Origin of the sequence: Kitasatospora sp. NPDC004614, from assembly GCF_042873675.1 — a bacterium.
Lineage (GTDB): Bacteria > Actinomycetota > Actinomycetes > Streptomycetales > Streptomycetaceae > Kitasatospora.
The window spans coordinates 499,620-521,910 of sequence record NZ_JBIALR010000001.1 but is presented as its reverse complement, the minus strand read 5'-3'; the positions used below and the strand labels follow the sequence as shown (position 1 = coordinate 521,910).

The window sequence follows — 22,291 nt, the reverse complement described above, 5'->3', positions numbered from 1 at the left end:
CCCCCTCCGGGAGCGGGGTGCCACTCGACTTCAACCGCCCTGCCTCGGCGGACATCGCCGGGATCGTGTCCCCCAGCGGAACCCCCTCCGACGCCTTCAACCGCGCGGTCTCGGCGGGCATCGCGGGCATCGCCTCATGCAGCGGCATACCCTCCGACGACTTCAACCGCCCCATCTCGGCAGGCATCGAAGGCATCGCCTCATGCAGAGGCACACCCTCCGACGACTTCAACCGCCCCATCTCGGCAGGCATCGAAGGCATCGCCTCATGCAGAGGCACACCCTCCGACGACTTCAACCGCGCGGTCTCCATCGGCTCGCCTACGGCCGTCCCGACCCGGAACGCGGGCGTCACATCCGGCTCGAACCGCCCGACATGCGCGGCCTCCGTAAACGGCCCGCCCCCCTCGATCCGCTGCGCAGGCATCACATCCGGCTCGAACCGCCCGACATGCGCGGCCTCCGTAAACGGCCCACCGCCCTCGATCCGCTGCGCAGGCATCACATCCGGCTCGAACCGCCCCACATGAGCCGCCTCCGTAAACGGCCCACCGCCCTCAATACGCTGCGCAGGCATCACGTCCGACTCGAACCGCCCCACATGAGCCGCCTCCGTAAACGGCCCACCGCCCTCAATACGCTGCGCAGGCATCACATCCGGCTCGACCCAGCCCACCCGCGCCGCCTCCGTAAACGGCCCGCCCCCCTCAATACGCTGCGCAGGCATCACATCCGGCTCAACCCAGCCAACCCGCGCCGCCTCCGTAAACGGCCCGCCCCCCTCAATACGCTGCGCAGGCATCACATCCGGCTCGACCCAGCCAACCCGCGCGGCGTCGCCGAACGTCGGCGCCTCCACGCCGATCCGCTCACCTTCCGGAATGCGCATGGTGTGCGCGGGTTCGACGCCGGGGTCGATCGCGAACCAGGGCACGTCGTTGCTCATGGGGGGTTCCTTAGTGAGTACGGATCAGCGCGGGGGTAGCGGGGCGGCGGCGGTCAGTCCGCGGGGGCGGCCAGGCGGGTGAGTGCGGCGCGCAGGAACGGGCTGGGAACCTGGTAGCCACCCTCCTCCCGGATCGGAGTCGGCTTGGCGGCTGCCGCAGGAGCCGCCGCGCTCACCGGAGTTGCGGGGGTGGCCGGCGTGGCCACCGCCTCCGCGGCCTCGCCGTGTCCGCGCCGCGCGGCGACGCTGCGGGCCCGATCCAGGTACTCGGCGTCCCCGCCCGCCTTCGACTCACCGGACGAGCTGGACGAGCTGGACGACCCAGCCGACCCAGCCGAGCCGGACGCCCCGGACGCCTTCGACTCCCCGCGCGCCTCGGCCGCGACACTCTCCTGAGCCGGCGTCACCGCCTCCCCCGCGACGGGAGTCGCCGCCTCGCCGTCGGCAGTGACGGTGGCACCCAGCAGCACGCCCGCGAGCTGGTTGAGGACGGCCTGCTCGCTGGCGGGGGCCGCCGCGGCTTCGGCGGCTGCCACGGGCTCGGGCTCGGGCGCCGTGAGGACGCCTTCGGCGCGGGCGTCGTCGAGCCAACGGCGGCGGGCGCGCTGCCAGTTGCGGTCGCGGGGGTCGACCTCGCCGGCCTGGCCGAGGATGCCGCTGTCGTGCAGCAGTGCCTCTTCTTCCTCGCCCTCCGGTCCGAACCGGCTGGGGCCGAGGAAGCGGTTGGCGCCCTTCTTCTCGCCCTTGCCGCCCCGTCCGGCGCCGCCCATGCCGCCGCCGTGGGCGCCGCCCATGCCACCGGCGGCGGCACCGGCACCGCGCGCACCGGCGCCGGCACCACGTCCACCGGCCGCACCGCCGCCTCGCATGCCGCCACCGCCGGCACCACCGGCGCCCGCGCCGGCCAGCGCGCCGCCGGCCCGGCCCATCGCGCCCATCGCGTTGCCGAAGGCGCTCGCGCCGCCGGCGCCGCCGAAGCCGCCACCGCCGAGCCCGGCGCCGCCGAGTCCGGCGCCGCCCGCGCCGCCGAACGCGGAGAGTCCGGCGCTGCCGACGCCGCCGAGCCCGGAGTGGCCGATGCCGCCGAGGCCGGGGCCGCCGGAGCCGAGGTCGCCGAGGCCGGCCAGGTTGAGCGAGCCCTTCGGGCTGACCGGGAGGGGCGTGAAGGTCGGCGGGTGTCCGCCGCTGGACAGGTCCGGCACGTGGCCGGGCGGCGGAGGCGTGAACGGCTTCATGATGCTGGGCGTCTTGGCGCCGCCGTGGCCGCCCGCACCACCACCGCCGCCACCGGCCCCGCCGCCCGCGCCGCCGCCCTTGCCACCGGCCCCGTCACCCGCACCGCCACCCGCACCACCGCCGGCACCGTCGCCGCCGCCGATCCCGTCCGGTCCGGCGCCCGCGCTGTCGATGCCGAGGCCCGAGCCGCCTCCGGCGCCCGCGCCGCCTCCGCCGCCGCCACCGCCGTTGAGGGTGCAGGTCTTGCCGATGCCGTTCATGTCGGCGATCTGGTTGGCGTTGTTGCGCAGGATGCCGTCGACCTGGTTGCTGACGCCGCTGACGTACTGGTGGTACAGGCTGGCGGCCTGCTTGACGCCCTCGGAGTTGGCGATGTCGTCGTGCTTGCCCGCCGGGTTCTGCGCCATGTACGTCTTGGCGTAGTCGAGTTCCCGGATCATCTCGTTCTTGGTGTCGATCACCGCCTGGTGCGCGCCGTGCAGGCCGCTGGCGATGTCGGCTCCGGCCTTGACGGTGGTGGCGACGTGCGAGGCGTCGCCGCCCGCGAACTTCTGCAGATACGACTGGAAGCTGTCGGCGGCGGCGCCGGACATGCAGGACATGGCGCGCTGGGCGGCGTTGGCGATGCCGCGGATGTGCGAGTCCGCGACCTGGTTCCACTTGTCCCAGGCGGCGGCGAGGTCGCCGATCAGGTCCTCATTGCCGTCGGGGAACGAGATGTCCTTGCCGTTCTCGTTCTTCTGCACGGTCTTGAGCACTTCGGCGAGGTCGGCCGGCAGCTCGATCATGGCGGGAAGCTCTCTCGGATGGTGGGTGCGTCGGCGGCTGACACCGGATCAGCCGCCGTGGTGCGGGTGTGCGGTGTGGGTCAGATCAGGTTGCGGCCGCCGCCGCCCGGGCCGTGCGGTTCCGGCGGGGGCTTGGGCTTGTTGTAGTCCAGCGACGGCCCGTCCTGGGTGTGGTAACCCCCGTTGTCCGGCTGCGGCGTCGGCGCGGGGGCCGGCGCGGGCGCGGGCGTGGCCGCGGGGGACGTCGGGGTCGGGGCCGTGGCCGGGATGAGCGGCTCGAGCGGGGCACTCACGTCGGTGCCGATCCGGCTGAGCGAGGCGGCGTGCTCCTCGTCGTTGGCCTGGTGCCGGGCGGCCATGGTCTGCAGGTTGGTGCCCATCGCGGTGGCGTTGCTGAGCAGCAGCTTGATGCCCGCCAGCACGTCCTTCTGGTGCTTGTTGAAGCCGCCGACCGAAGATCCGCCGCCGGTCAGCGACTTGCCCAGCAGGTCGGTCCCGTACACCGAGTCCTCGACCATGTTGATGTGGGCTTCCAGCTGGGCGAACGGCCCTTGCATTTCCTCCAGCAGCGCTGCGATCGTCTTGGCTGCCGCCTGGACCTCGTCCAGGTCGATGTTCACGCCGTCACCGGCCATCCGTCCCGCCCTCTCCCGATGTCTGCTCCCCGACGGTGCGGGCCGGTGAAGGGGCGTTGCATGGAGGCCGGGGGCGACCGGGCGAGCGAGGGGCCGTACGCGGTGCCACGGGCAGTCCCGCGTACCCGCGGCTACCGCACGGAATCATCCTTGCGGTGGCCGTTTGCCTTCGGCTTGCGCTTCACTAACGCGCCGGTTTCCGGCGATTCACTAACGCGCCGGTTTCCGGCTCCCACCAGGGGCTCACGACAGCCCCAGCTGCTCTGCTCGCCGCCGGTGCGCGGTGGCGGCGTTGGCCAGTCCGGCGGCGTCCTCGGCGGCGGCGAGCGCGCCGAGGACCTCGGCGGTGGCCTCGTCGTGGCCGATCTGCTCGGCCTCGGCGAGGGCCGCGTTCAGCCGGCTGCGGGCCGCGGCGTGGCGGCCGAGCGCGGACAGCCCCTCGCCGCAGGCGGTGTGCAGCAGGACCCGGCGCGAGGACGGAATCTGATCTGCCGTCAACTCCAGCCCGAACAGTGCCTGTTCGATCGCGTGGGCGGGACGGCCGGTGACCAGCAGGTGGCGGGCCAGGTGCTGGAGGGCGAGAGTGACGGTGTGGGTGTGGCCGATGGCGAGGGCGATCTCCAGGGCCTGGGTGAGGTTGTTGCCGGCCGTGGTGGTGTCGCCGAGTTCGGACTGGACGGCGGCCAGGTTGACCAGTGCGACGGCCCGGCCGACCTGGTTGCCGGCCCTGGCGGCGAGTTCGGCGGCCGGGGTCAGGCAGGTGACGGCCTCGGGCAGCCGCCGGTTGGAGACCAGCACCCAGCCGAGCATGGCCCGCACCTGGCTCTCGCCGTCCGCGTCGCCGCACTCCAGGGTGGCGTCCAGGGCGTGTTCCAGCTGGGACACCCAGCCGTCCCGCAGACGGCGCAGGATCAGCGGCCACTGGGTGAGGACGAGTCGCCAGACCCGTTCCGGCGAGGCGGTGGCGATCACCTGGGCGAGTGTTTCGCGGTGCGCGCCGAGCCAGCGAATCGCGTCCTCGCCGCTGTCGAACTCCGCGACGGCGCGCGGCCGGTGGCTGCCCACCGGGGGTTCGCAGCAGGGCTTGCTGCCGGGTTCGGCGGCCTGGGCGGCGGCCAGGCCGGTGTACAGGTACTGGTCGGCGAGCCGTTCCCGGGCGAGGCGCTGTTCGGCGGGGTGGGTGCGGCTGCTCAGTTCGCGGGCGTACAGCCAGACCAGGTCGTGCAGGGTGTAGCGGCCGCCGTCGGTCTCGGTGATCAGGTGGGTGGCGGCCAGCTGGTCGAGGGCCTCGGCGGCGGCCGACGGGTCCAGGTCGCCGAGCGCGGCGGCGGTGTGGGCGTCGATCACCGGGCCGGGGTGGAAGCCCAGAGTGCGGAACAACTGGGCGGTGACGGGCGGGAGTTGCTCGTAGGAGATGCGCAGCGCGCTGGCCACGCTGATCTCCTCGGCGGCGAGGTGGCCGAGCCGGCGCTGTTCGTGGCGGAGTTGTTCGGTGATCGCGGCGAGGCCGCGGCGCGGGTCGGCGGCGATCTTGGCGGCGGCGATCCGCAGGGCCAGCGGCAGGCCGTCGCAGAGCCGGGCGAGTTCGCGGGCGGCCTCGGGTTCGGCGGCGATCCGGGCCGGGCCGAGCACCCGGGCGAGCAGCGCCGTGGACTCCTCGGGGCCGAGCACGGCGAGCGGCAGCGGGCGGGCGAGTTCGGCGGCGACCAGGCCGAGCATCCGGTGGCGGCTGGTGACGACGGCGACGGAGTCGGCGCCGGCCGGCAGCAGCGGCCGGACCTGGGCGGTGTCGCGGGCGTTGTCGACCATCACCAGCAGTCGGCGGCCGGTGGTGATCCGCCGGTAGAGGGCGGCGCGGGCGGTGGTGCCGGCCGGCAGGTCCTCGCGGGCGACGCCGAGTGCGGCGAGGAATTCGGCGATCACCTCGTCGAGGTCGCGGCCGGGGCGGTCGCTGAAGCCGCCGAGGTCCGCGAAGAGCAGGCCGTCGGGGAAGCGTCCGGCGTTGCGGTGCGCCCAGTGCAGGGCGAGGGCGGTCTTGCCGACCCCGGCCGGTCCGGTGATCAGCGCGATCGCGCCTTCCGGTCCGCTGCGCACCGCGTCGGCGAGGGTGGCGAGTTCGGTGTCGCGGCCGTGGAAGCCGCGCGGGGCGCGCGGCAGCAGGTCGATGGCGGGGAGGTTCTCGATCGCGGGCGGTCCGGCGGGCGAGGGCACCTTCCATTCGACTTCCGTCATTACCACGGGAGTTGACGGAACAATCGGGGCCGGGGCCGGAGCCGGGGGCTCGGTGGGTTCGCCGCGCAGGATCCGCTCGTACGCGGCGTTCAGCGCCCGCCCGGGGTCGACGCCGAGCCGGTCGGCGAGCGATTCGCGGGTGCGGTGGTACCAGTCGAGCGCGTCGCACTGCCGTCCGGCCTTGAACAGCGCCAGCATCAGCGCGGAGACCAGCGATTCGCGCAGCGGGTGGGCGACCGTTTCGGCGCGCAGCAGTTCGGCGGCCCGGGCGGGGTCGCCGAGCCGCTGGTAGTGGTCGGCGAGGGATTCGACGGCGGCGAGCCGGTTCTCCTCCAGGGTCTGCCGCCAGGCCTCCAGCGGGGGGCTGGCGACGGTGCCGGTGAGGGCGGGTCCGCGCCACAGGGCGAGCGCGTGCTCCAGCGCGTCGACCACGTCCACCGAGCGTGCCTCGACCCGGGCGGCGGCCACCAGGGTGTCGAACTGCTCGACGTCCAGGCGTCCTTCGGGCAGGTGCAGGGTGTAGGCGTCACCGGCGGTGGCGAGTTGGACGCCCTGGCCGGTGGCGCCCTGCTCGGTGAGCAGGGCGCGCAGCCGGGATATGTGGCTCTGCACCACGGTGCGGGCGTTGGCGGGGGGTTCGGCGATCCACAGCGCCTCGGTGAGCTGGGCGACCGAGACCGCCCGGTTGCGGCGCAGCAGCAGCAGGGCGAGCACGCTGCGCCGCTTCTCCGGTCCGAGTCGCAGTTCGCCGCCTTCGGCGTCATCCGCCGAAACGGCCCCGAGCAGCCGGAACTTCACCGCAGTAACCCCCAACTCCCCCCGAGTCGTGTCCGGTGAGGGAGGCTACCGGGTCGTTATCCGGTACACCCAATCAGGGCCGTCCGGACGGACCGTCAGAGGGTCATCGCACCGGCCGGGGTGACGATCCGCAGGCCCGCCTCGTCGAGTTCGATGGCCAGCGGAGTGCCGTCCAGCGCGGCTTCGTTGAGCAGGGTGGCGCTGCTCAGGTGCCACAGCCGCAGGGTGCCGGCGGCGTCTCCGGCGGCGAGCAGCGCCTCGCCGTCGAGCTCGCGACCGACCACGGCGCGGACGGCGGCGCCGCCGCCGGTCAGCAGGGCGATGCGCTGGCCGCTCTGGACGTCCCAGACCAGCACGTTGCCGTCGGAGGTGCCGGCGATCAGCGTGGGGCGGTCGCCGATCTCGGTGAAGGACAGCACCTCGGCGGGCCGGGTGAGGCCTTCGCAGACCGGTCCGGCGGCGCCGCTGCCGGCGTGCCACATCCGGACCTTGAGGTCCTCGCCGGCGGTGGCGAGGATCGGCTGCCCGCCGGCGACGACGGCGGCCAGCGCGGTGATCGGTCCGTGGCCGGTGGCGAAGCGCCGGCTGTCGTCGCCGGTGGCGGCGGCGCGGACGGCGATCACGCCGTCGCGGCCGGCCGAGGCCAGCAGCGGCTGGTCGCCGGTGGTGAAGGCGAGTCCGGTGACGGCGCCGGCGTGCGGGACGGGCAGCGGGTTGGCGGTGCCGTCGGCGAGGCGGTGGCTGCGGACGGCGCCGGCGGTGGTGCCGCAGACCAGCAGCGGGCCGTCGGGGCCGTCGGCGGTCAGGTCGAGGGTGTGCACGGGGCCGCCGTCGGCCGCCAGGTCGAGGAGCTGGCTGCCCGTCGGGGCGTCCCAGACGAGGAGCGTGCCGTCGCCGAAGCCGGCGGCGAGCACGGGACGGCCGCCCAGGGCGCCGGTGGCGAGCGCGGTGAGCGGGCTGCCGGGGCGCCCGGCGGGGGCGACGGTGCGGGCGGCGCCGGTGGCGGCGTCCCAGGCGGTGATCCGGCCGGTCTCGTCGCCGGTGAACAGGACGCCGTCGGTGGCGGCCAGCGCGGTGAGCCAGCTGCCGGCGGGCCAGCCGTGCAGCGGGCGGCCGTCGTACACGTCCCAGGTGCGCACGGTGCCGTCGAGGGCGCAGGAGGCGAGCACGGGGCGCTCGTCGAGGGTGGTGAAGGCGAGGCCGGTGACGGTGCCGGTGTGGCCGGCGAGTTCGGCGACCAGCTGGCCGGTGGCGAGGTCCCAGACCCGGACGGTGCGGTCGTGGCCGCCGGTGGCGAGCACGGCCTGGTCGTCGACGGTGAGGACGGCCATCGAGCGGACCTCGCCGCGGTGGCCGACGAGCAGGTGCAGCTGCTCGCCGGTGCCCGCGTCCCAGACCCGCACGGTGCCGTCGGCGGCGGCCGCGGCCAGCAGGTCGATCCCGGCGCAGTGCGCGGCGCGCAGCACGGTGGCGCCGTGGCCGCCGGTGGGCAGGTTGCCGAGGACGCGGCCGTCGTCGGCGCGCACGGCGCGCAGGTCGCCGCCCTGGCCGGCCGAGAACGCCACCGGGATGTCCCGGCAGATCAGCGCGGCCACGGCCTGGGCGCCTTCGCCGCCGGTGGAGCCGTGCACGACCTGGCCGGTGGTGGCGTCCCACACCTGCACCGAGCCGTCGCCGCCGCCGACGGCGAACAGCGAGCGGCCGCCGGCCTCGCCGAGGGCGACGGCGGACGGGGCGAGGCCGGCGTCGGAGTCGGAGCCGCCGAGCGAGGCGGCGTCGTCGAGGGCGGTCAGGCCGAACGAGCCGTCCTCCTCGACCAGGGCGTACGCGGCCCGGCCGCCGACGGTGCCGACGGCGGCGGCGCTGCGGGCGCCGTGCGCGGCCGGGTGGCCGAGGGCGACCGCGCCGGGCAGCGCGGCGGGTTCGCCGGGCTCGCCGAACGCCTGGGCCAGCAGGGTCGCGAACGGGGCGACGGCGGCGGGCACCGGCGCGTCGGTGCCGTCGGCCCACTGCCGGTCCTGACGGCCGTTCAGGCCGGCCACGGTGAGCCGGCGGCCGGCCGTCGGGGCGGCGGCGCCGGGCACCGGCGCGGGGGCCTCGCCGAGCGCGGACAGCACCCGGACGATCAGTGCGGCGTCCACCCGTCCGGTGCGCTCCTGCCCGTCCCGGGTGGCGCGGAACCCGTCGGCGGTGATCAGCAGCTCGCCGAGCGCGCTGTCCTCCAGCCGGAGGCTGCTTTCTGACATGTCGTCACTCCTGGTTCAGGTGCGGGGAGTTGCCTGGTGGTGTCCCCGGGGGTCAGCAGAGGTCTTCCGGTACGAGGGTCGCGTACACGGCGTCGTGCAGTCGCTGGGTGCGTGAGCTGCGGAACAGCGCGGGGCGGTAGCCGGCCCGGCGGAAGCCGATCGCGGCGCCCGTCACCTGGCTGGGCATGTTGTCGGCGGCGGCGAACGCGTCGATCCGGCGCAGGCCGAGCCGCTCGAACCCGAACCGGCACACCAGCCGCATCGCGCTCTTCGCGGTGCGCAGCCGGCGGTGCTCGGGCAGCAGCCAGACGGTCATCTCGGCGCTGTCCTGATCCGCGTCGAGGTTGACCAACTCGGCCCAGCCGACGGCTCCTCCGGCTTCCTCGACGGTGAAGTAGGCGGCCCGTCCGGTCTCCCAGAGCATCGGCGGGATCTCGGTCAGCCAGCGCTCGGCGGCGGCCAGGTCCCGGTGCGGGATCACCGCCTGGAGGAATTCGCGCACCAGCGGATCGTGGGTGCCGCGGTGCACCAGGGCGGCGTCCGCGGGCAGCGGCCTGCGCAGCACCACGTCGCCGTCCGTCAGCGGATCGTCCCGCACCTCGGCGAGCGCTCTCATGGCCACCCCCGTCGCCTCACCGGGCCGCCCGGCAGCTGCCCCGGCGTACCCTCCCCCGCCCATCGACCACGCGTCAAGTCAACCATATTCCACGGCTGTTCCTGCACGTCAGCGGGACGTTAGTGGGACGTGAGCACGCCCCGGAAGACTCATTTGCGGGGTTCGTCACTCCAGTCCCGCCGCCCACCCGGCCCACCTCTCTCCCGGGCCGGGCGCCCCCGCTACGGGCGGCGGGACGCCCCCCCCTTCTACCGGCGCACCGCGCTCGCGCCCGCGGGCAGTGGGGCGGCGCGCAACTCCCGCACCACCGCCCGCACGGCGGCCGTCCGGGCCAGCTCGGGGGTGGTGACGTAGCCGACCTCCCGGGACGGACGCTCCGCGCCGAGATCGGTGACGGCCAGCCCGTCGGGCAGCCGGTCCAGGGAGAGCATCGGCATGATCGCCATCCCGAGGCCCTGCGCGGCGAGCGACAGCACCACGGTGTCATCGGAGACGTTGATGGTCGCGGACGGGATCCAGTCCTGCCGGCGCCACCAATCGGCCGTGTACGAGCCGCAGTTCTCGTCCCAGTCGACCAGCGGCAGACTGCGCGGATCCGGATGCCCCTGCTGATGGGCGAGCGCGTAACCCTCCCGGTACAGCGGCACCGCGACCAGCCCCCGCGGAATCGCCGCACCCATCGTGGCCAGCGCCAGATCGGCCCGGCCGTCGGCAACCTCCCCCGCGGTGCCCCGCCCCAAGTCCCGCACCACCCGCACCTCGGGCTCCAACTTCGGGCAACTGACCGCCAGCCGGGCCAGCACCGCCGGCAGCACCCGCCCCGCCGCACTCCGGAACGCGACGATCCGCACCGGCCCGCGCGGCCCGCCGGGCTCCCCCTGCCGCGCCTCCCCGGGCAGCGCCGCCAACAGCCGCAGAATCCGCCGGGCGTGCCCCACCACCCGTTCCCCCGCCGCCGTCGGCACCGCCCCGCGCCGCCCCCGCTCGAACAGCACCGCCCCCAGCTTCCGCTCGCACCCCCGCACCGCGTGCGACACCGCCGACTGCGTCAGCCCCAGCCGCTCCCCCGCCGCCGTGAACCCACCGCTCTCGGCCACCGCCACCAACACCCGCAGCTCCTGCGGAAGAAGATCCTCTGCCACCTGCGCAGCGTACGGCGTCAGGGCCGTCGCCGACCCACCGCACCGACGCCGTACGCGGCTCCCGCCGCGAGGAGCAGCACGGCGGCCGGTATCGCCAGGTTCAGCAACTGCCGGATTCCCGCCGGGTCGCTGAACACATCGACCGGAACGCCGAGATCGTGCATCACGCCGAAGGAGTCGCGGGTGGCGAAGACGTAGGCCAGAGCGCCGAATCCGACCGCGAACGCGAACAGCCCGGCACTGCGCTCGGCCACGGCCAGCGCGAGCAGCACGGGGGCGATCACCAGCAGCGGCGTGGCCCCGTTGAACACCATCAGCATCGGTGTCTCCGCCCAGGCCGACGGCGAGCGGAAACCGTGCCAGTCCGCCCAGGTCACGCCCGTCGTCGCCGCCGCCAGCAGCACCGCGACCAGCACCCCCACGACGACCCGACGCCCCTCGCCCGCCCGCCGGTACCACCACCCGAGCGCGCAGCTGCCGATCACCAACGCGGCCAGCCAGTACAGCCGGACCCCTCCGGGATGCGCCAGGTCGTAGCTGCCCAGAACCCCCTCCGGCGACGAAACCGCTGCGACACACCCGAACCCCCCTTCCACCGCTGGGATTTCCGGCCCGCAGAACCGAGCCGGCGTTCGATAGAGCGGCAGGGACAGTGCGAGCAGCGCCCCGCACACCATCAACGCAAACCAGTACCGCCGTGCCGCAGCCATCCCCGCCCACTCCTCCCAGACCCCAACCGGACAGGCCTTGGACGCGCCCGGGCGGCACCCGGTTCCGCGACGTCCCCCGGCCGCCGGACCGGGGGACGCCCCGCCTCAACGGGCCAGTGGCGCCCGGGCGATCACGGTCCGATCCTTGCTCTCCTTCGGATCGACCGCCGCGGGCAGCGTCAGCACCACCTCGTAGTCACCCGGGTGCGCCCAGATCTGCGGCCAGGTCACGGACGGGCACAGCGTGTTCTGCTCGCGCAGCTTCATGGCGAACGGCTCGCCCACCCGAAGCAGCCACGTCTGGCCCCCTAGGGTCCCCTTCATCGGCGGATCGCCCCGCCCGATCAGTGTGAACCCGCCGCCGACGACGGCGCCGTCCTTGAGGTACAGCACCTCCAGGGCCGGGCCCGGACTGCCTCCCATGCCCACCGCCCGTTCCGCGCTGAGCGCGGCGTCGATGGCCGGACCCGTCTCGTTGCTCACCCGCTCGACGGAGCTCACCGACATCGAGAACCCGGCGATGTCGGGTGCCACGCCCTCGGCCTTCAGCGGTTCGCCGCACTTCTGACCCAACACGGTGTCGGTCGACGGCGCGGACGCCGCCCCTGCTCCGCCCGCTCCGGGCGAGGCCACCGCCGGGCCCGCCGGCCCGGTCGGCCCCACCGTGGTGAAGACGGCGCCCGCCACCGCCAGGACGGCCCCGGCCGTCAGCGCCGAGCGGGTCCGGCGGCGTCGGCGGACCGCCCGCGTGAGCCGTTCGGTGTCCACCTGCAGCGGTCCGGCCAGGTCGGCCGCCTCGGGCAGGCCCCTTCGAAGGTCTTCCGGGTTCATGCGCTCACACCTTCCCCAAGTTCTCGACAAGTGTCCGTAAGTGCCACACCCAGCCGCTCCAACGCGTCGCTGAGGTGTCGTTTGACCGTTCCTTCGCGGCGCCCGAGCCGCTCCGCGACCGCCGCCACCGGCAGGTCCTCGTAGTACCGGAGCACCACGCAGGCCCGCTGGGTCGGCGACAACGCGCCGAGCGCGACCACCAGTTGGAGCCGGTCCGCGAGCTGTTCGCTGCCGTCCGGGCCGACCGGATCCTCGGCCAGCTGTGGCACCAACGCGCGGTAGCGCGCTCTGCGCCGGTACAGGTCCAGGTAGCGGTTGAGCATGGTGCGGCGGACGTACCCCTCGATCTCCCCGAGCCGCCAGGCGCGTCGCGGGCGGGCGAACACCCGCACCAGCGCCTCCTGGACCAGGTCCGCCGCCTCTGCCCGGTCTCCCGTCAACAGGAAGCCGTAGCGCTGCAGTTCGGCGCCCCGGGTCGCCACCAACTCGGTGAGTTGATCCGCCCATTCGGCCACGTTCCCCCCTCTCCTCGCATCTCACCCGTCACCACGAACAGCGGGCGGGTTTCGTTGGGGGGCATCCAGGCATGAATGCCGCTCATGGATCGCGGGCTGCCATCAACGCCGGGCTCTGCCACGGCCGCACCGCCCGCCCTAGCGTTTCTCCTCGTCAACCCCGTTCATCTCTCGGAGCGTTCACCATGTCCAGCACCGCCACCCGCCACGCCCGGGCCGTCCACCTGCTCGCCCGTCCGACCGGGCTGCCCACCGCCGACCAGTTCGCCTTCGTGGACGACGAGCTGCCGCCGCTCGCCGAGGGCAGCGCGCTGGTCGAGAACGCCTACCTGTCCGTGGACCCGTACATGCTCGGCATGATGGAGGAGGCCGACGGCGGCAACGAACTGAACGCCCCGATGGAGGGCCGGACGGTGGGCCGCGTGGTGGAGTCCCGCAGCGCCGCGCTCCCCGTCGGCACGGCGGTGCTCCACCGCCACGGCTGGCGCACCCACGCCGTGGTGACCCGCGAGGAGGTGCGCGTCCTGCCCGATCTGCCGGGCGTCCCGCTCAGCGCGTACCTGGGCGTCCTCGGCGGCACCGGCCTGTCCGCGTACGTCGGCCTCACCCGGATCGCCCACCTGGCCAACGGCGAGGACGTGTTCATCTCCGCGGCGGCCGGCGGCGTCGGCACCGCCGCCGGACAGCTCGCCCGGCTGCTCGGCGCCCGCCGGGTGATCGGCTCGGCCGGCTCCCCCGCGAAGGTCGCCTTCCTCACCGAACAGCTCGGCTTCGACGCCGCGTTCGACTACCACGACGGCCCGGTCGCCGACCTGCTGACCGCCGCCGCCCCCGACGGCATCGACGTCTACCTCGACAACGTCGGCGGCGACCACCTGTCCGCCGCGATCAACTCGATGCGCGACTTCGGCCGGATCGCCTGGTGCGGCGCGATCGGCCAGTACCTCACCGAACCGCCCGCCGCCCCGCACAACCTGTTCGAACTGGTCGGCCGCAGCATCCGCCTCGAAGGCTTCCTGGTCCGCAACCACATGGACGCCCAGGAGGAGCTGTACTCCCTGCTCGGCCCGCACCTGGCCTCCGGCCGGGCGATCGCACCGGAGACCGTGCTGGACGGCCTCGACCGCACCGTGGACGCCTTCCTGGGCGTGCTCACCGGCGCCAACACCGGAAAGATGCTGGTCCGCCTGTGACTCCTACTCCGCCGCCGCCAGCCGCAGTTGCTCGTCCTCCACGATCCTCACCGCCAGCGCGCGGTCCGAGACGTCCACCGCCTCGGGGGCCGACTCGGCGAGATCGCTGCGCCGCGCGTAGCTGTCGAACAACTCGGCCTTGCCGCGCAGCCGTTCGACCAGACCGCGGTCCAGGCTGTCGGTGGCGAGCAGCCGGTGCACCCGGACCCGGCGGATCTGACCCATCCGCTGGGCCCGGGCCACCGCCTGGTCCTCCAGCGTCGGCTTGAGCTGCGGTTCGCACAGCACCACCACGTTCGCCGCCTGCAGGTTCAGACCCAGCCCGCCCGCCTGGATCTGGCACAGCAGCACCGCATGGCCGTCCACGGCGGTGAACTCGTCCACCAACTCCTGCCGCGCCTCGGCGGCCAGCGCCCCGGAGATCGTGCCGGCGACCACGTCCCCCAGCGCCTCCCCGACCGTGCCCAGCACCTCCCGGAAGTACGAGAACACCACCACCTTGTGCCCGCTCTCGGCCGCCTCCGCCACCAGCTCGCGCAACCGCCGCAACTTCGCCGAATGCGCGGGCTCCGCGTACGCGGCCCGCCGCATCGCCATGAAGTTGCCCTCCGCGACGGCCGCGGCGTACGCGGCCCGGTCCGGCCCGGACAGCTCGTCCCACTCGTCCACCCGCACCACGTCCGGCAGTTCGGTCAGCACGTCCTGCTGGTTGCGCCGCAGGTACGCGGGCGCGACGGCCCGCCGGAACGCGACCGACCCCGCCACGCCCAGCCCCGTGGGCAGCTCCGCCAGCAACTCCGGCTGAAGATGACCGATCAGGGTGCGGAACTCCTCCACCCGGTTCTCCATCGGCGTGCCCGTCAGGAACAGCACACGCTCCGTCCGCCCCGCCCACTCCGCCACCAGCCGGGTGCGCAGCGCGGCCGGGTTCTTCACGAAGTGCGCCTCGTCCACCACCAGCGCGGCCACCGGATCCTCGGGCAGCGTCCGCAGCGACTCGTACGTGGCCACCAGCACACCCCCCTCCGCCAGCCACTTTCCTCTGGCGTCCTCCCGCTCCGGACCGTGATACCGATAGGCACCCAACGTCGTCCGACTCGCCGTCTCCCGCTGCCAGTTGACCAGCACGGACGCCGGACACACCACCAGGAAGTGCCGCTCCCCCGCCGCCGCCAGATGCGCCAGCACAGCGAGCGCCTGCACGGTCTTCCCCAGACCCATCTCGTCGCCGATCATCACCCGCTTCCGGGCCAGCGCGAACCGCGCCCCGAACGCCTGGTAGCCACGCAACGAGACCGTACAACCGGCATCGTCCAGCCGCTCCGCCCGCACCAACTCGGCCAGCGCGTCCGGCAGATGGCCCTCGGAAGCGCCCCTCTCGACGCCCCCGACCCTGCCCTCCTCCACCAACAGCGCCAGCTCGGCGTAGAACTCCGCGGCCCGGTGCTCGAACTCGACCCAGACCTCCACCTCCCCCGCCCCCGGCCGCAACAGATCGGCCCCCGCCTGCGCGAACCGCAGTGGCACCCCGTCGGCCTCCGCCGCCCCGACCTTCTCCTCCAACAACTCGACCGCCCGCCGCGCCTCCTCCCGCCGCCCGGCCCCGGCCACCAGCCCCCTCACCCACCCGCACGCCGGCCCGGCCGCCCCCAACGGCGCCGCCAGCACCGCCTCCAACTCCCTCGCCTCGTCCGCCGCCCGCCGCGCCCCCGGCCCGGCCACCACCAGCCGGTGCAACGCGATCAGCAACTCCGTGCTGTCCCCATCCGGCCGCGCGGGATCGATCCGCACCGCCGTACTCTGCTCCACCGCCTCGGCAATCTGCCGCGCCGCCCCCACCAGTTGCTGCGCCGTCGACCCCCCGATCCCGGGAATCCGCACCAACTCCTGCGCACTCGCCCCACACACCTGCGCAACCGTCCGGTACCCCGCCCCCGCCAGCACCCCGGTCTGCAACCGCCCCTCCGTCACCTCCTTCAACCGCTCAACCGGTATCCCCTCCAACTCCCCCCGCACCAGCCCCCAAAAAATCCGCCCATGCGCCTCCACCACAGCCCCCACCGCAGCCCCCCACGCCGCCACCACCCCCGCGGCAGCCCCCCGCAACCCCTCAGCCCGCCCCACAACCTCCCTGCTCCGCCGCCCACTTCCCACGAAACCCACGCCTCCTCATGCCCAACCCACCAACCGGGGCAATTCTGGCATCCCGAACCGTCACCCCCAGCTGGCCGGAAACCGTGCGCGGACGTCAGCCACCGAAGACAGTGTCAGGCGGCGTGAAGCCTCTGCCATCCCGCCCCCGACGTGCCGCCTCGGCCTCCCGTGCCAGGACGGCTTCCATTGCAGGGGCCAGAATCGGACGCAGTTCGGCGATCAGTTCAGGTGGTGGTGGCGGCGCGGCCGCCACGCGGCGGTGGATGGCCGCAACTGTTTCCGCGCCGAGGATCTTGAGGCGCTCTTCCCTCATCATTCGGGCTCCCGACTGCGAGTAACTTCCTGACGGACGAGCCTTCCGGGTCAAGCGGTTCAAGAGGCCTCATGGCGGCAAATGACCGAGACTTTTTCGTGTGAAGCCGCATGCCGCCAACTCCTGTTCACAGATGCCTCTGCACCGCTTCACTGAGCCGGTAGGAGGGCCCTCCCTGCTCGGTCAGCCGCCCCTGTGGAGCAGCGCGATCAGGTCGCCAGCCATGGCGCGTGTCCCCAACTACCCTGCCAGGCCAAGGTCTTCGGGCCCGCGATCGAGCAGAGCATGCCGGGCGCACTGCTGCTCGTCCGGGTCCAGCACCTGATTCTCGCCCGGGCCGGCGCGGACGGCGGCAACCGCCGCGTCTCCGACCAGATCCGTCACGTCCGGATCAACGAGCTAGGAACCTATCCGTTTCGGGCCAATAGATCGACCGCTCACGTCAGATGCCCCGCGAGGCGCTGAGCGAGTTCCTCAGGTGTGATGGTTTCGATGCCCAGAGCCCTGGCCTTGTCGAGCTTGCTGCCGGCGTTCTCTCCAGCGACGACGAGATGGGTGCGGGCCGAGACGCTTGAGGACGCGCGCCCCCCTGCCCTGGTGATCAATTCGGTCATCTCAGTGCGGGACCAGTCCGAGAGAGGCCCGGTCATCGCGCCGGTTACCACCACGGTCTTCCCGGCCAGCGGCAGCTCGCTCCCGTTCCGCTGGGAGGTCGACTCGGCTTTGGCATCTGCGGTAGCGGGCGGGACGAAACCAGGCTGGTCCATGTTCACGCCTGCAGCGACGAGCTTGTCGATGAGCGTTGAGAGGTCAGCCAGTTCCGCCACGATCACTGGGGCCTTCTCGCCGCCGATGCCGTCGACTTGCTCCAGGGCGACGGAATCGGCGTCTCGGATGGCCTGCATGGAGCCGAAGTGCGCGGCGATGCGCAGCGACATGGAGCGGCCGGTGCCCAGGACGCCGAGGGCGCAAAAGACCCGATTGAGGGGTTGGGTCTTTGCGGCCTCGATGGCGGCCATGAGGTTGTCGGCGCGCTTGTCTCCCATGCGGTCCAGGGTGAGCAACTGGTCGCGGGTGAGGGTGAACAGGTCGGCGAAGTCCTCGATCGATCCCTGGACGACGAGTTGAACGATGATCTTCTCGCCGATGCCGTCGATGTCGAGAGCGTCACGGGCGACGGCGTACCGGATCGCCTCTGTCCGGCCGCAGGCGCGTCCCCGCTCACAGCGCCAGCGCTCCTGGCTGCGGTCGATGCTGGAGCCACAGCGCGGGCAGAGTTCGGGGAAGGCGATGGACTGCTCGCTGCCGGTACGGAGGCCGGCGACCGCGCCTTCGACGCGGGGGATGACTTCGCCGGCTCGGTAGACGACGACGTGGTCTCCGAGCATCAGGCCGCGGCGGGCGATGTCGGCCGGGTTGTGCAGGGTCGCGTAGGTGATGGTGGTGCCGGCGACGTCCACGGGGTCGAGGACGGCGCGCGGGGCGATCACGCCGGTGCGGCCCACGCTCCACTCCACGGCGCGCAGCACAGTGATCTTCTGGGCAGCCGGAAACTTGAAGGCGGTGGCCCAGTACGGGGTACGGGAGCCCATCCCGGCCCGGAACTGGTCGGCGGGGCTGTCGGCCTTGATCACGGCCCCGTCGAGTTCGAAGTCGAGCCCTTCCCGCAGGGCGCCAATCTCCCGTACCCGGTCCATGACCTGGTCCAGGGTCGTGCAGGCCATGGTGGCGACCGGGGTGTCGGCCGTGGTCCCCAGCCCAAGGGCGGCCAGGCGAGCGACGAGCTGGGTGTGGGTGAGCCCGGCGAGGGTGGGATCGCCGGTGTGCTCGGGGTCGGTCAGCGCGGCGTAGGCCAGGAAGGTCTGCCCAATCCGGTAGGCCCGGTCCGTGGCGCGCAGCGAGCCGGAGGAGGCGTTGCGACGGTTGGCGAAAGCCGTGGCGCCGTGCACGGTCCGTAGCGCGTTCGCAGCGGCGAACTGGGCCTCTGTCATGAGGACTTCGCCCCGCACCTCGATCGTGACGGGTTCGGTCAGGGTCATTGGCAGACCGGCGATGTCCCCAATGGCGTGGGACACGTCCTCCCCGGTCGTCCCGTCGCCCCGGGTGACCAGTTGAACCAACTGGCCGTCGCGGTAACGGGCGGCCAAGGCCACACCGTCGAGCTTGGGCTCCACCGCCCAACCTGCCACCGCCGCCCCGCCCAGCCGCCGCTCCAGCGAGACGGCCCATGCCGTCAGCTCCTCGTCCGAGAAGACGTTACCCAGGCTGAGCATCGGGACGTTGTGCTCGACATCTCCAGTGGTCACCCCTGCCGCGACCTGCTGGGACGGGGAGTCGGCAGCGATCTGCCCAGGGTGTGCGTCCTCCCAGGCGGTGATGCCGCGCAGCAGCCGGTCGTATGTCTCGTCGTCCAAGCCCGACTCGCCGGAGCCGTAGTAGGCATCGGCGGCCTTTCGCGCCTTTGCGACGGCTTCAAGGTAGGCGGCCTCGTCGGCAAAGTCGACAGCGGGTGCCGCTGCGGAAGGCTTCGTCATGCTGCCCATTCTGGGGACCGGCACCGACAGTACGGCGGTAGCGCTGGGGCGATTCACTGTTGGCGCCTTGCGGGTGCGACCGGGCAGGGTTCCGTCCGCTCGCTCGGCAGGCCGGAGCCTCCGGATGGCGCCGGTTCATCGGTCCGGGGGCGTGCCGGGGAGAGCCCGAGCGTTCGGTAAAAGGTGTCGTTCTCGAAGCGTCGGCGCGGGTCGAACCTGCGGACGGCGCGGCAGAACTCGGGGAAGCCGTCGGCGTTGGAGGCGGGCAGCAATTCCGGGGTGAAGTACTTGCCCCAGTGCGGCCTTCCGCCCAGCCCGTAGAGCAGGCGCTGGATGTCGTCGAACAGCGGGCGCGCGGCAGCGATCAACCCCTCGGCGGTCATGTAGGACACGAAGCCGAAGTACGTGGCCTGGGCTGCCCGCGCGGGACTCAGGTGGCCGCGGGCAGGGCCGGTAGTGCGCAGGATGACGGGGTAGTGCAGCTTGTACGGGGAGACGTGCAGGAGTTCCTTGAGGCCGGCGTACGCCTTGGGCACGGCGTCCAGCGGGACGGCGATCTCCATGTTCAGCTGCGGAGCCGGGATGCCGTTCTTGAAGATCTCGTGGAACGTCCCCGTGGAGTCGGTCGCGCCGAGGAACTTCTCCAGCGTCTGTGCGGCCGGTGTCGGGCCCTGGCCGTCGCCGATGTCGGCCATCAACTGACGGCGGGTGCGTGCCACGATGCGGTCCAGGTCGGCTGGACCTTGGGCAGCGGAGTCCGTGGGCGTCCAGCTGTCGTCGTGGGTGAGCCAGGTATGCACGACCTGGTGCTCGGTGAACCACCAGCTCTTGGCAGCTGCGGATTCGCGGTTCCAGGCGGCGTAGCGCTCGGGCAGGCTGTCCTCGGCGGCGGTGAAACGAGTGCAGAGCCACTTGTTTGCCGGTCGGCCGCGCAGTTCCAGGCCGACGACCACACCGAGGCACCCGAGGTTGAGGATGGCAGCGTCGAAGTCGGCGTCACTGGGGGTGAGCTGGTGCAGGGTGCCCGTGCCGTCCATGAGCTCGATGGCTGCCACGCAGTCGGAGAAGGTACCGCCGGACAGACCCTGCGCGTGGGTGCCGGTGGCGAGGGCGCCAGCGACCGTCTGCCTCGTGATCACGGGCGGGCAGGCAGCCGGTTCCAGTCCGTGGCTGTCGAACGCCCGCCACACGTCTTCGAGCAGCGTGTCTCCGGTGACGTAGAGGTGCTCGCCCCGCAGCCGACCGGCCCCGCGACCGGGGAGGTCCAGGAGGATGCCGTGAGTCCCGTCCGGGCACCGCAGCTGGGCCGGGTAGGTGAACCTGGACCCGAGGACGCGCACTGTTCCTTCCTCGCGCGTCAGCATCGACTCCAGCTGTTCCAGGGACGTGATGCGCGTCCAGCCGTCGCGGGCGGCGATGGTGACGTTGCCGCCCCAGTTGGTGAGAGTCATAGGAGAAGTCCTCAGTGGTCTCGGTCGGCACCGAGGGGCGGACAGCGTCCGCCGTGTCCCGGTGCCGGGATGCCTCTGCTCGAACTCGCCGTCGTACCCCCGCGGCCGTGGCCGCAGGAGGGAGGCGGCGAAGGTGGTGCGGCGCGGGCCCGCGCCGCTTCCCGGTCGCGCCCGCTTCTCAGGCGGGGCCGAACATGTGCTGCGTGGGCGGGTGCGGGTGGGGGCAGGAGGTGAAGGCGGGGCCGAAGCAGCAGGTGTGGGCCTTCGTCCACGTCTCCAGGTCGGTCGTGGGCCGCCCCAGGAGCTGCTCGGCGCTCCCGGTCGCCAGGGCGTCCCCGTCGGAACTGATCCGCTCCCACAGGCCGAGGACCTGCACTGCGGCCTCGCGGCGCATCCCGTACTTGGCCAGGCTGGCCACGAAGTGCTCATCCGTCTGACTCGCGAACGTGATCGGCCGCCCGCAGACCTCGCTGAGGGCCGACGCCCACTGAGCGCAGGTCGCCTGCACGTGGTGGCTCATCAGGGCACCGCTCAGGTTGACCGAGTCGGGAGAGAGGATCTTGCGGCAGAACAGCTCGGCGGCGTCGTCGCAGCTGATGTAGGAGAACGGGCGGTCGACGTCGACGGGGAAGGTGAACGACCCTGCCTCGGCGATCGACTGGCACTGGTAAAGGATGTTCTCCAGGAACATGGGCAGTTGGACGACGTCGAACGCGATCCCGGACTTCTCCAGGAGTGCTTCCAGCGCTGCCGCTTCGTCGGCCATCGTGCACTGCCCCGGGGTGAACTGGACGCCCAGACAGACGATCTCCTTCACGTCGGCCTTCTGCGCAGCCCGCAGGTACATCCCGCCGATGTCGACGCGCCGGTCGATCGGAGGCACCATCAGCAGGGTGTCCGTCCCGGCCAACGCCTCGACCAGCGAGGCGGGTTGTGCCGGTTCCCAGTCCCGGAGCTGCACGTCGATGTCGCTCACGGCGCGTCCGGCGATCCGGGCTTCCGGAATGGCCAGGCGTAGCATCAGCTGCGGTGCGTCGGCGGCGAGTCGGCGCAGCGTGTAGTGGCCGACCTTGAAGAAGTTCCGGGTTGCCCCGAGCACGGTGACGACCTGCGGCGACTTGGTCATCGCGCGCTCCAGCTCTCGGTGCTCGTCGGGTCCTTGTACAGGTCCACTGGGTTGACCGTGTTCGAGTGGTAGCCCAGCAACCGCCGGCTCTCGGCGGAGAGGTGGCCGGCTGCGGTGGCGGGGTCGCAGGGGTGGTCGTACGGGCGCAGCCACGCCTGCCCGAAGCGGATGATGGCGCTGCGTCGCTCCTGGGTCCGGTTGGGCAGTACCGCATGCCACATGGTGTTGCCGAAGACGACCGCGTCGCCGGGTGCCGCGTGGATGCTCAGGGCGCCCTCGGGAAGCGCGCCCCGGGCGAGGGCGTTGTTCGCCGTCTTCCAGTAGGCGTCGTCCTTGTGGTCGGCCGGCCACCGGTGGGAGCCGGGAATGAGCACGAGGTTGCCGCTGTCCTTGGGGCGCGTGTCGGTGAAGAACACCTGGGCCTTGAGGTGCAGCGGTCCGTTGAGCTCGTCGTACGGACGCTCCAGGTAGGGCCCGGAGTCGCGGTGCCACGGCTCGTGGGCCTCCTGGTAGATCCCCCGCCGCAGCACCTCGGTGCCTAGGACCTGGAGCGACCCGTTGAGGATTCGGTGGGGGACGGACATCAGGGCCCCGCACTCGAAGAGCAGGTGGTACTCGGCGATAGTGTTCGCGGCGTCGCGTACGTGGATCAGGGCCGGGTTCGTGTTGAACGAGCTGTGCGTCAGGTCGGGGCCGCGATCGTCGGTGAGCCTGCGGACGGCCGTGTCCAGCATGCTGACGACGCGGTCGGGGACGACCCGCTTGAGGAGCACGAAGCCCTGTTCGGTGAACTGGGCGACGGCGTCGTCCGGTGAACTCGTCACG

17 protein-coding genes are annotated in these 22,291 nt (G+C 72.8%); 1 reads left to right on the top strand and 16 read right to left on the bottom strand.

Annotated elements, in window-relative coordinates; all coding sequences use genetic code 11:
* The 10 genes from ACFYST_RS02235 to ACFYST_RS02190 all read right to left on the bottom strand — a co-directional run.
* Positions 1-946, bottom strand: a 946-nt coding sequence (locus ACFYST_RS02235) for a hypothetical protein (protein ID WP_387859283.1), incomplete at its 3' end; no start/stop codon positions are given.
* 53 nt (positions 947-999) lie between these two features.
* Positions 1,000-2,970 (bottom strand): hypothetical protein, encoded by a 1,971-nt coding sequence (locus ACFYST_RS02230; RefSeq protein ID WP_387859281.1) that lies wholly within the window; start codon positions 2,968-2,970, stop codon positions 1,000-1,002.
* An 80-nt stretch (positions 2,971-3,050) separates the two neighbouring features.
* Positions 3,051-3,605 carry a WXG100 family type VII secretion target gene (locus tag ACFYST_RS02225; RefSeq protein WP_387859280.1) on the bottom strand — a complete coding sequence of 185 codons (555 nt, stop codon included), beginning with the start codon at positions 3,603-3,605 and terminating at the stop codon, positions 3,051-3,053.
* A gap of 243 nt (positions 3,606-3,848) precedes the next feature.
* Complete coding sequence (locus ACFYST_RS02220) at positions 3,849-6,635, bottom strand: BTAD domain-containing putative transcriptional regulator (RefSeq protein ID WP_387859278.1); 2,787 nt, start codon at positions 6,633-6,635, stop codon at positions 3,849-3,851.
* Between the two features lie 95 nt (positions 6,636-6,730).
* Positions 6,731-8,881: a PQQ-binding-like beta-propeller repeat protein gene (locus ACFYST_RS02215; RefSeq protein ID WP_387635592.1), complete on the bottom strand. Its 2,151-nt coding sequence runs from the start codon at positions 8,879-8,881 to the stop codon at positions 6,731-6,733.
* 52 nt (positions 8,882-8,933) lie between these two features.
* Complete coding sequence (locus ACFYST_RS02210) at positions 8,934-9,497, bottom strand: GNAT family N-acetyltransferase (protein ID WP_387859276.1); 564 nt, start codon at positions 9,495-9,497, stop codon at positions 8,934-8,936.
* Positions 9,498-9,745: 248 nt separating this feature from the next.
* Positions 9,746-10,639: a LysR family transcriptional regulator gene (locus ACFYST_RS02205; protein WP_387859274.1), complete on the bottom strand. Its 894-nt coding sequence runs from the start codon at positions 10,637-10,639 to the stop codon at positions 9,746-9,748.
* A gap of 17 nt (positions 10,640-10,656) precedes the next feature.
* Positions 10,657-11,349, bottom strand: a complete 693-nt coding sequence (locus ACFYST_RS02200) for a hypothetical protein (RefSeq protein WP_387859272.1) — start codon at positions 11,347-11,349, stop codon at positions 10,657-10,659.
* 105 nt (positions 11,350-11,454) lie between these two features.
* Positions 11,455-12,180 (bottom strand): hypothetical protein, encoded by a 726-nt coding sequence (locus ACFYST_RS02195; protein ID WP_387859270.1) that lies wholly within the window; start codon positions 12,178-12,180, stop codon positions 11,455-11,457.
* The gene (locus ACFYST_RS02190) at positions 12,177-12,695 is read right to left on the bottom strand and encodes a sigma-70 family RNA polymerase sigma factor (protein WP_387635605.1); all 519 of its coding nucleotides are present in this window, start codon (positions 12,693-12,695) and stop codon (positions 12,177-12,179) included. The genes ACFYST_RS02195 and ACFYST_RS02190 overlap by 4 nt, the downstream gene beginning before the upstream one ends.
* Before the next feature lie 185 nt (positions 12,696-12,880).
* Here ACFYST_RS02190 and ACFYST_RS02185 point away from each other — a divergent pair, with 185 nt between their 5' ends.
* Positions 12,881-13,888: an NADP-dependent oxidoreductase gene (locus ACFYST_RS02185; protein ID WP_387859269.1), complete on the top strand. Its 1,008-nt coding sequence runs from the start codon at positions 12,881-12,883 to the stop codon at positions 13,886-13,888.
* Between the two features lie 3 nt (positions 13,889-13,891).
* Here ACFYST_RS02185 and ACFYST_RS02180 read toward each other — a convergent pair whose 3' ends face one another.
* From ACFYST_RS02180 to ACFYST_RS02155, 6 genes are all read right to left on the bottom strand, one after another.
* Entirely contained in the window at positions 13,892-16,042 is a 2,151-nt protein-coding gene (locus ACFYST_RS02180; RefSeq protein ID WP_387860060.1) for a DEAD/DEAH box helicase, read from the bottom strand.
* A gap of 94 nt (positions 16,043-16,136) precedes the next feature.
* The gene (locus ACFYST_RS02175; protein ID WP_387635611.1) at positions 16,137-16,358 is read right to left on the bottom strand and encodes a hypothetical protein; all 222 of its coding nucleotides are present in this window, start codon (positions 16,356-16,358) and stop codon (positions 16,137-16,139) included.
* Between the two features lie 434 nt (positions 16,359-16,792).
* Positions 16,793-18,889, bottom strand: a complete 2,097-nt coding sequence (gene ligA, locus ACFYST_RS02170; RefSeq protein WP_387635613.1) for an NAD-dependent DNA ligase LigA — start codon at positions 18,887-18,889, stop codon at positions 16,793-16,795.
* A gap of 53 nt (positions 18,890-18,942) precedes the next feature.
* Positions 18,943-20,340: a D-arabinono-1,4-lactone oxidase gene (locus ACFYST_RS02165; protein WP_387635616.1), complete on the bottom strand. Its 1,398-nt coding sequence runs from the start codon at positions 20,338-20,340 to the stop codon at positions 18,943-18,945.
* A gap of 178 nt (positions 20,341-20,518) precedes the next feature.
* Positions 20,519-21,466: a hypothetical protein gene (locus ACFYST_RS02160; RefSeq protein ID WP_387635619.1), complete on the bottom strand. Its 948-nt coding sequence runs from the start codon at positions 21,464-21,466 to the stop codon at positions 20,519-20,521.
* Positions 21,463-22,290: a phytanoyl-CoA dioxygenase family protein gene (locus tag ACFYST_RS02155; RefSeq protein WP_387635621.1), complete on the bottom strand. Its 828-nt coding sequence runs from the start codon at positions 22,288-22,290 to the stop codon at positions 21,463-21,465. The genes ACFYST_RS02160 and ACFYST_RS02155 overlap by 4 nt, the downstream gene beginning before the upstream one ends.
* Position 22,291: the final 1 nt, after the last annotated feature.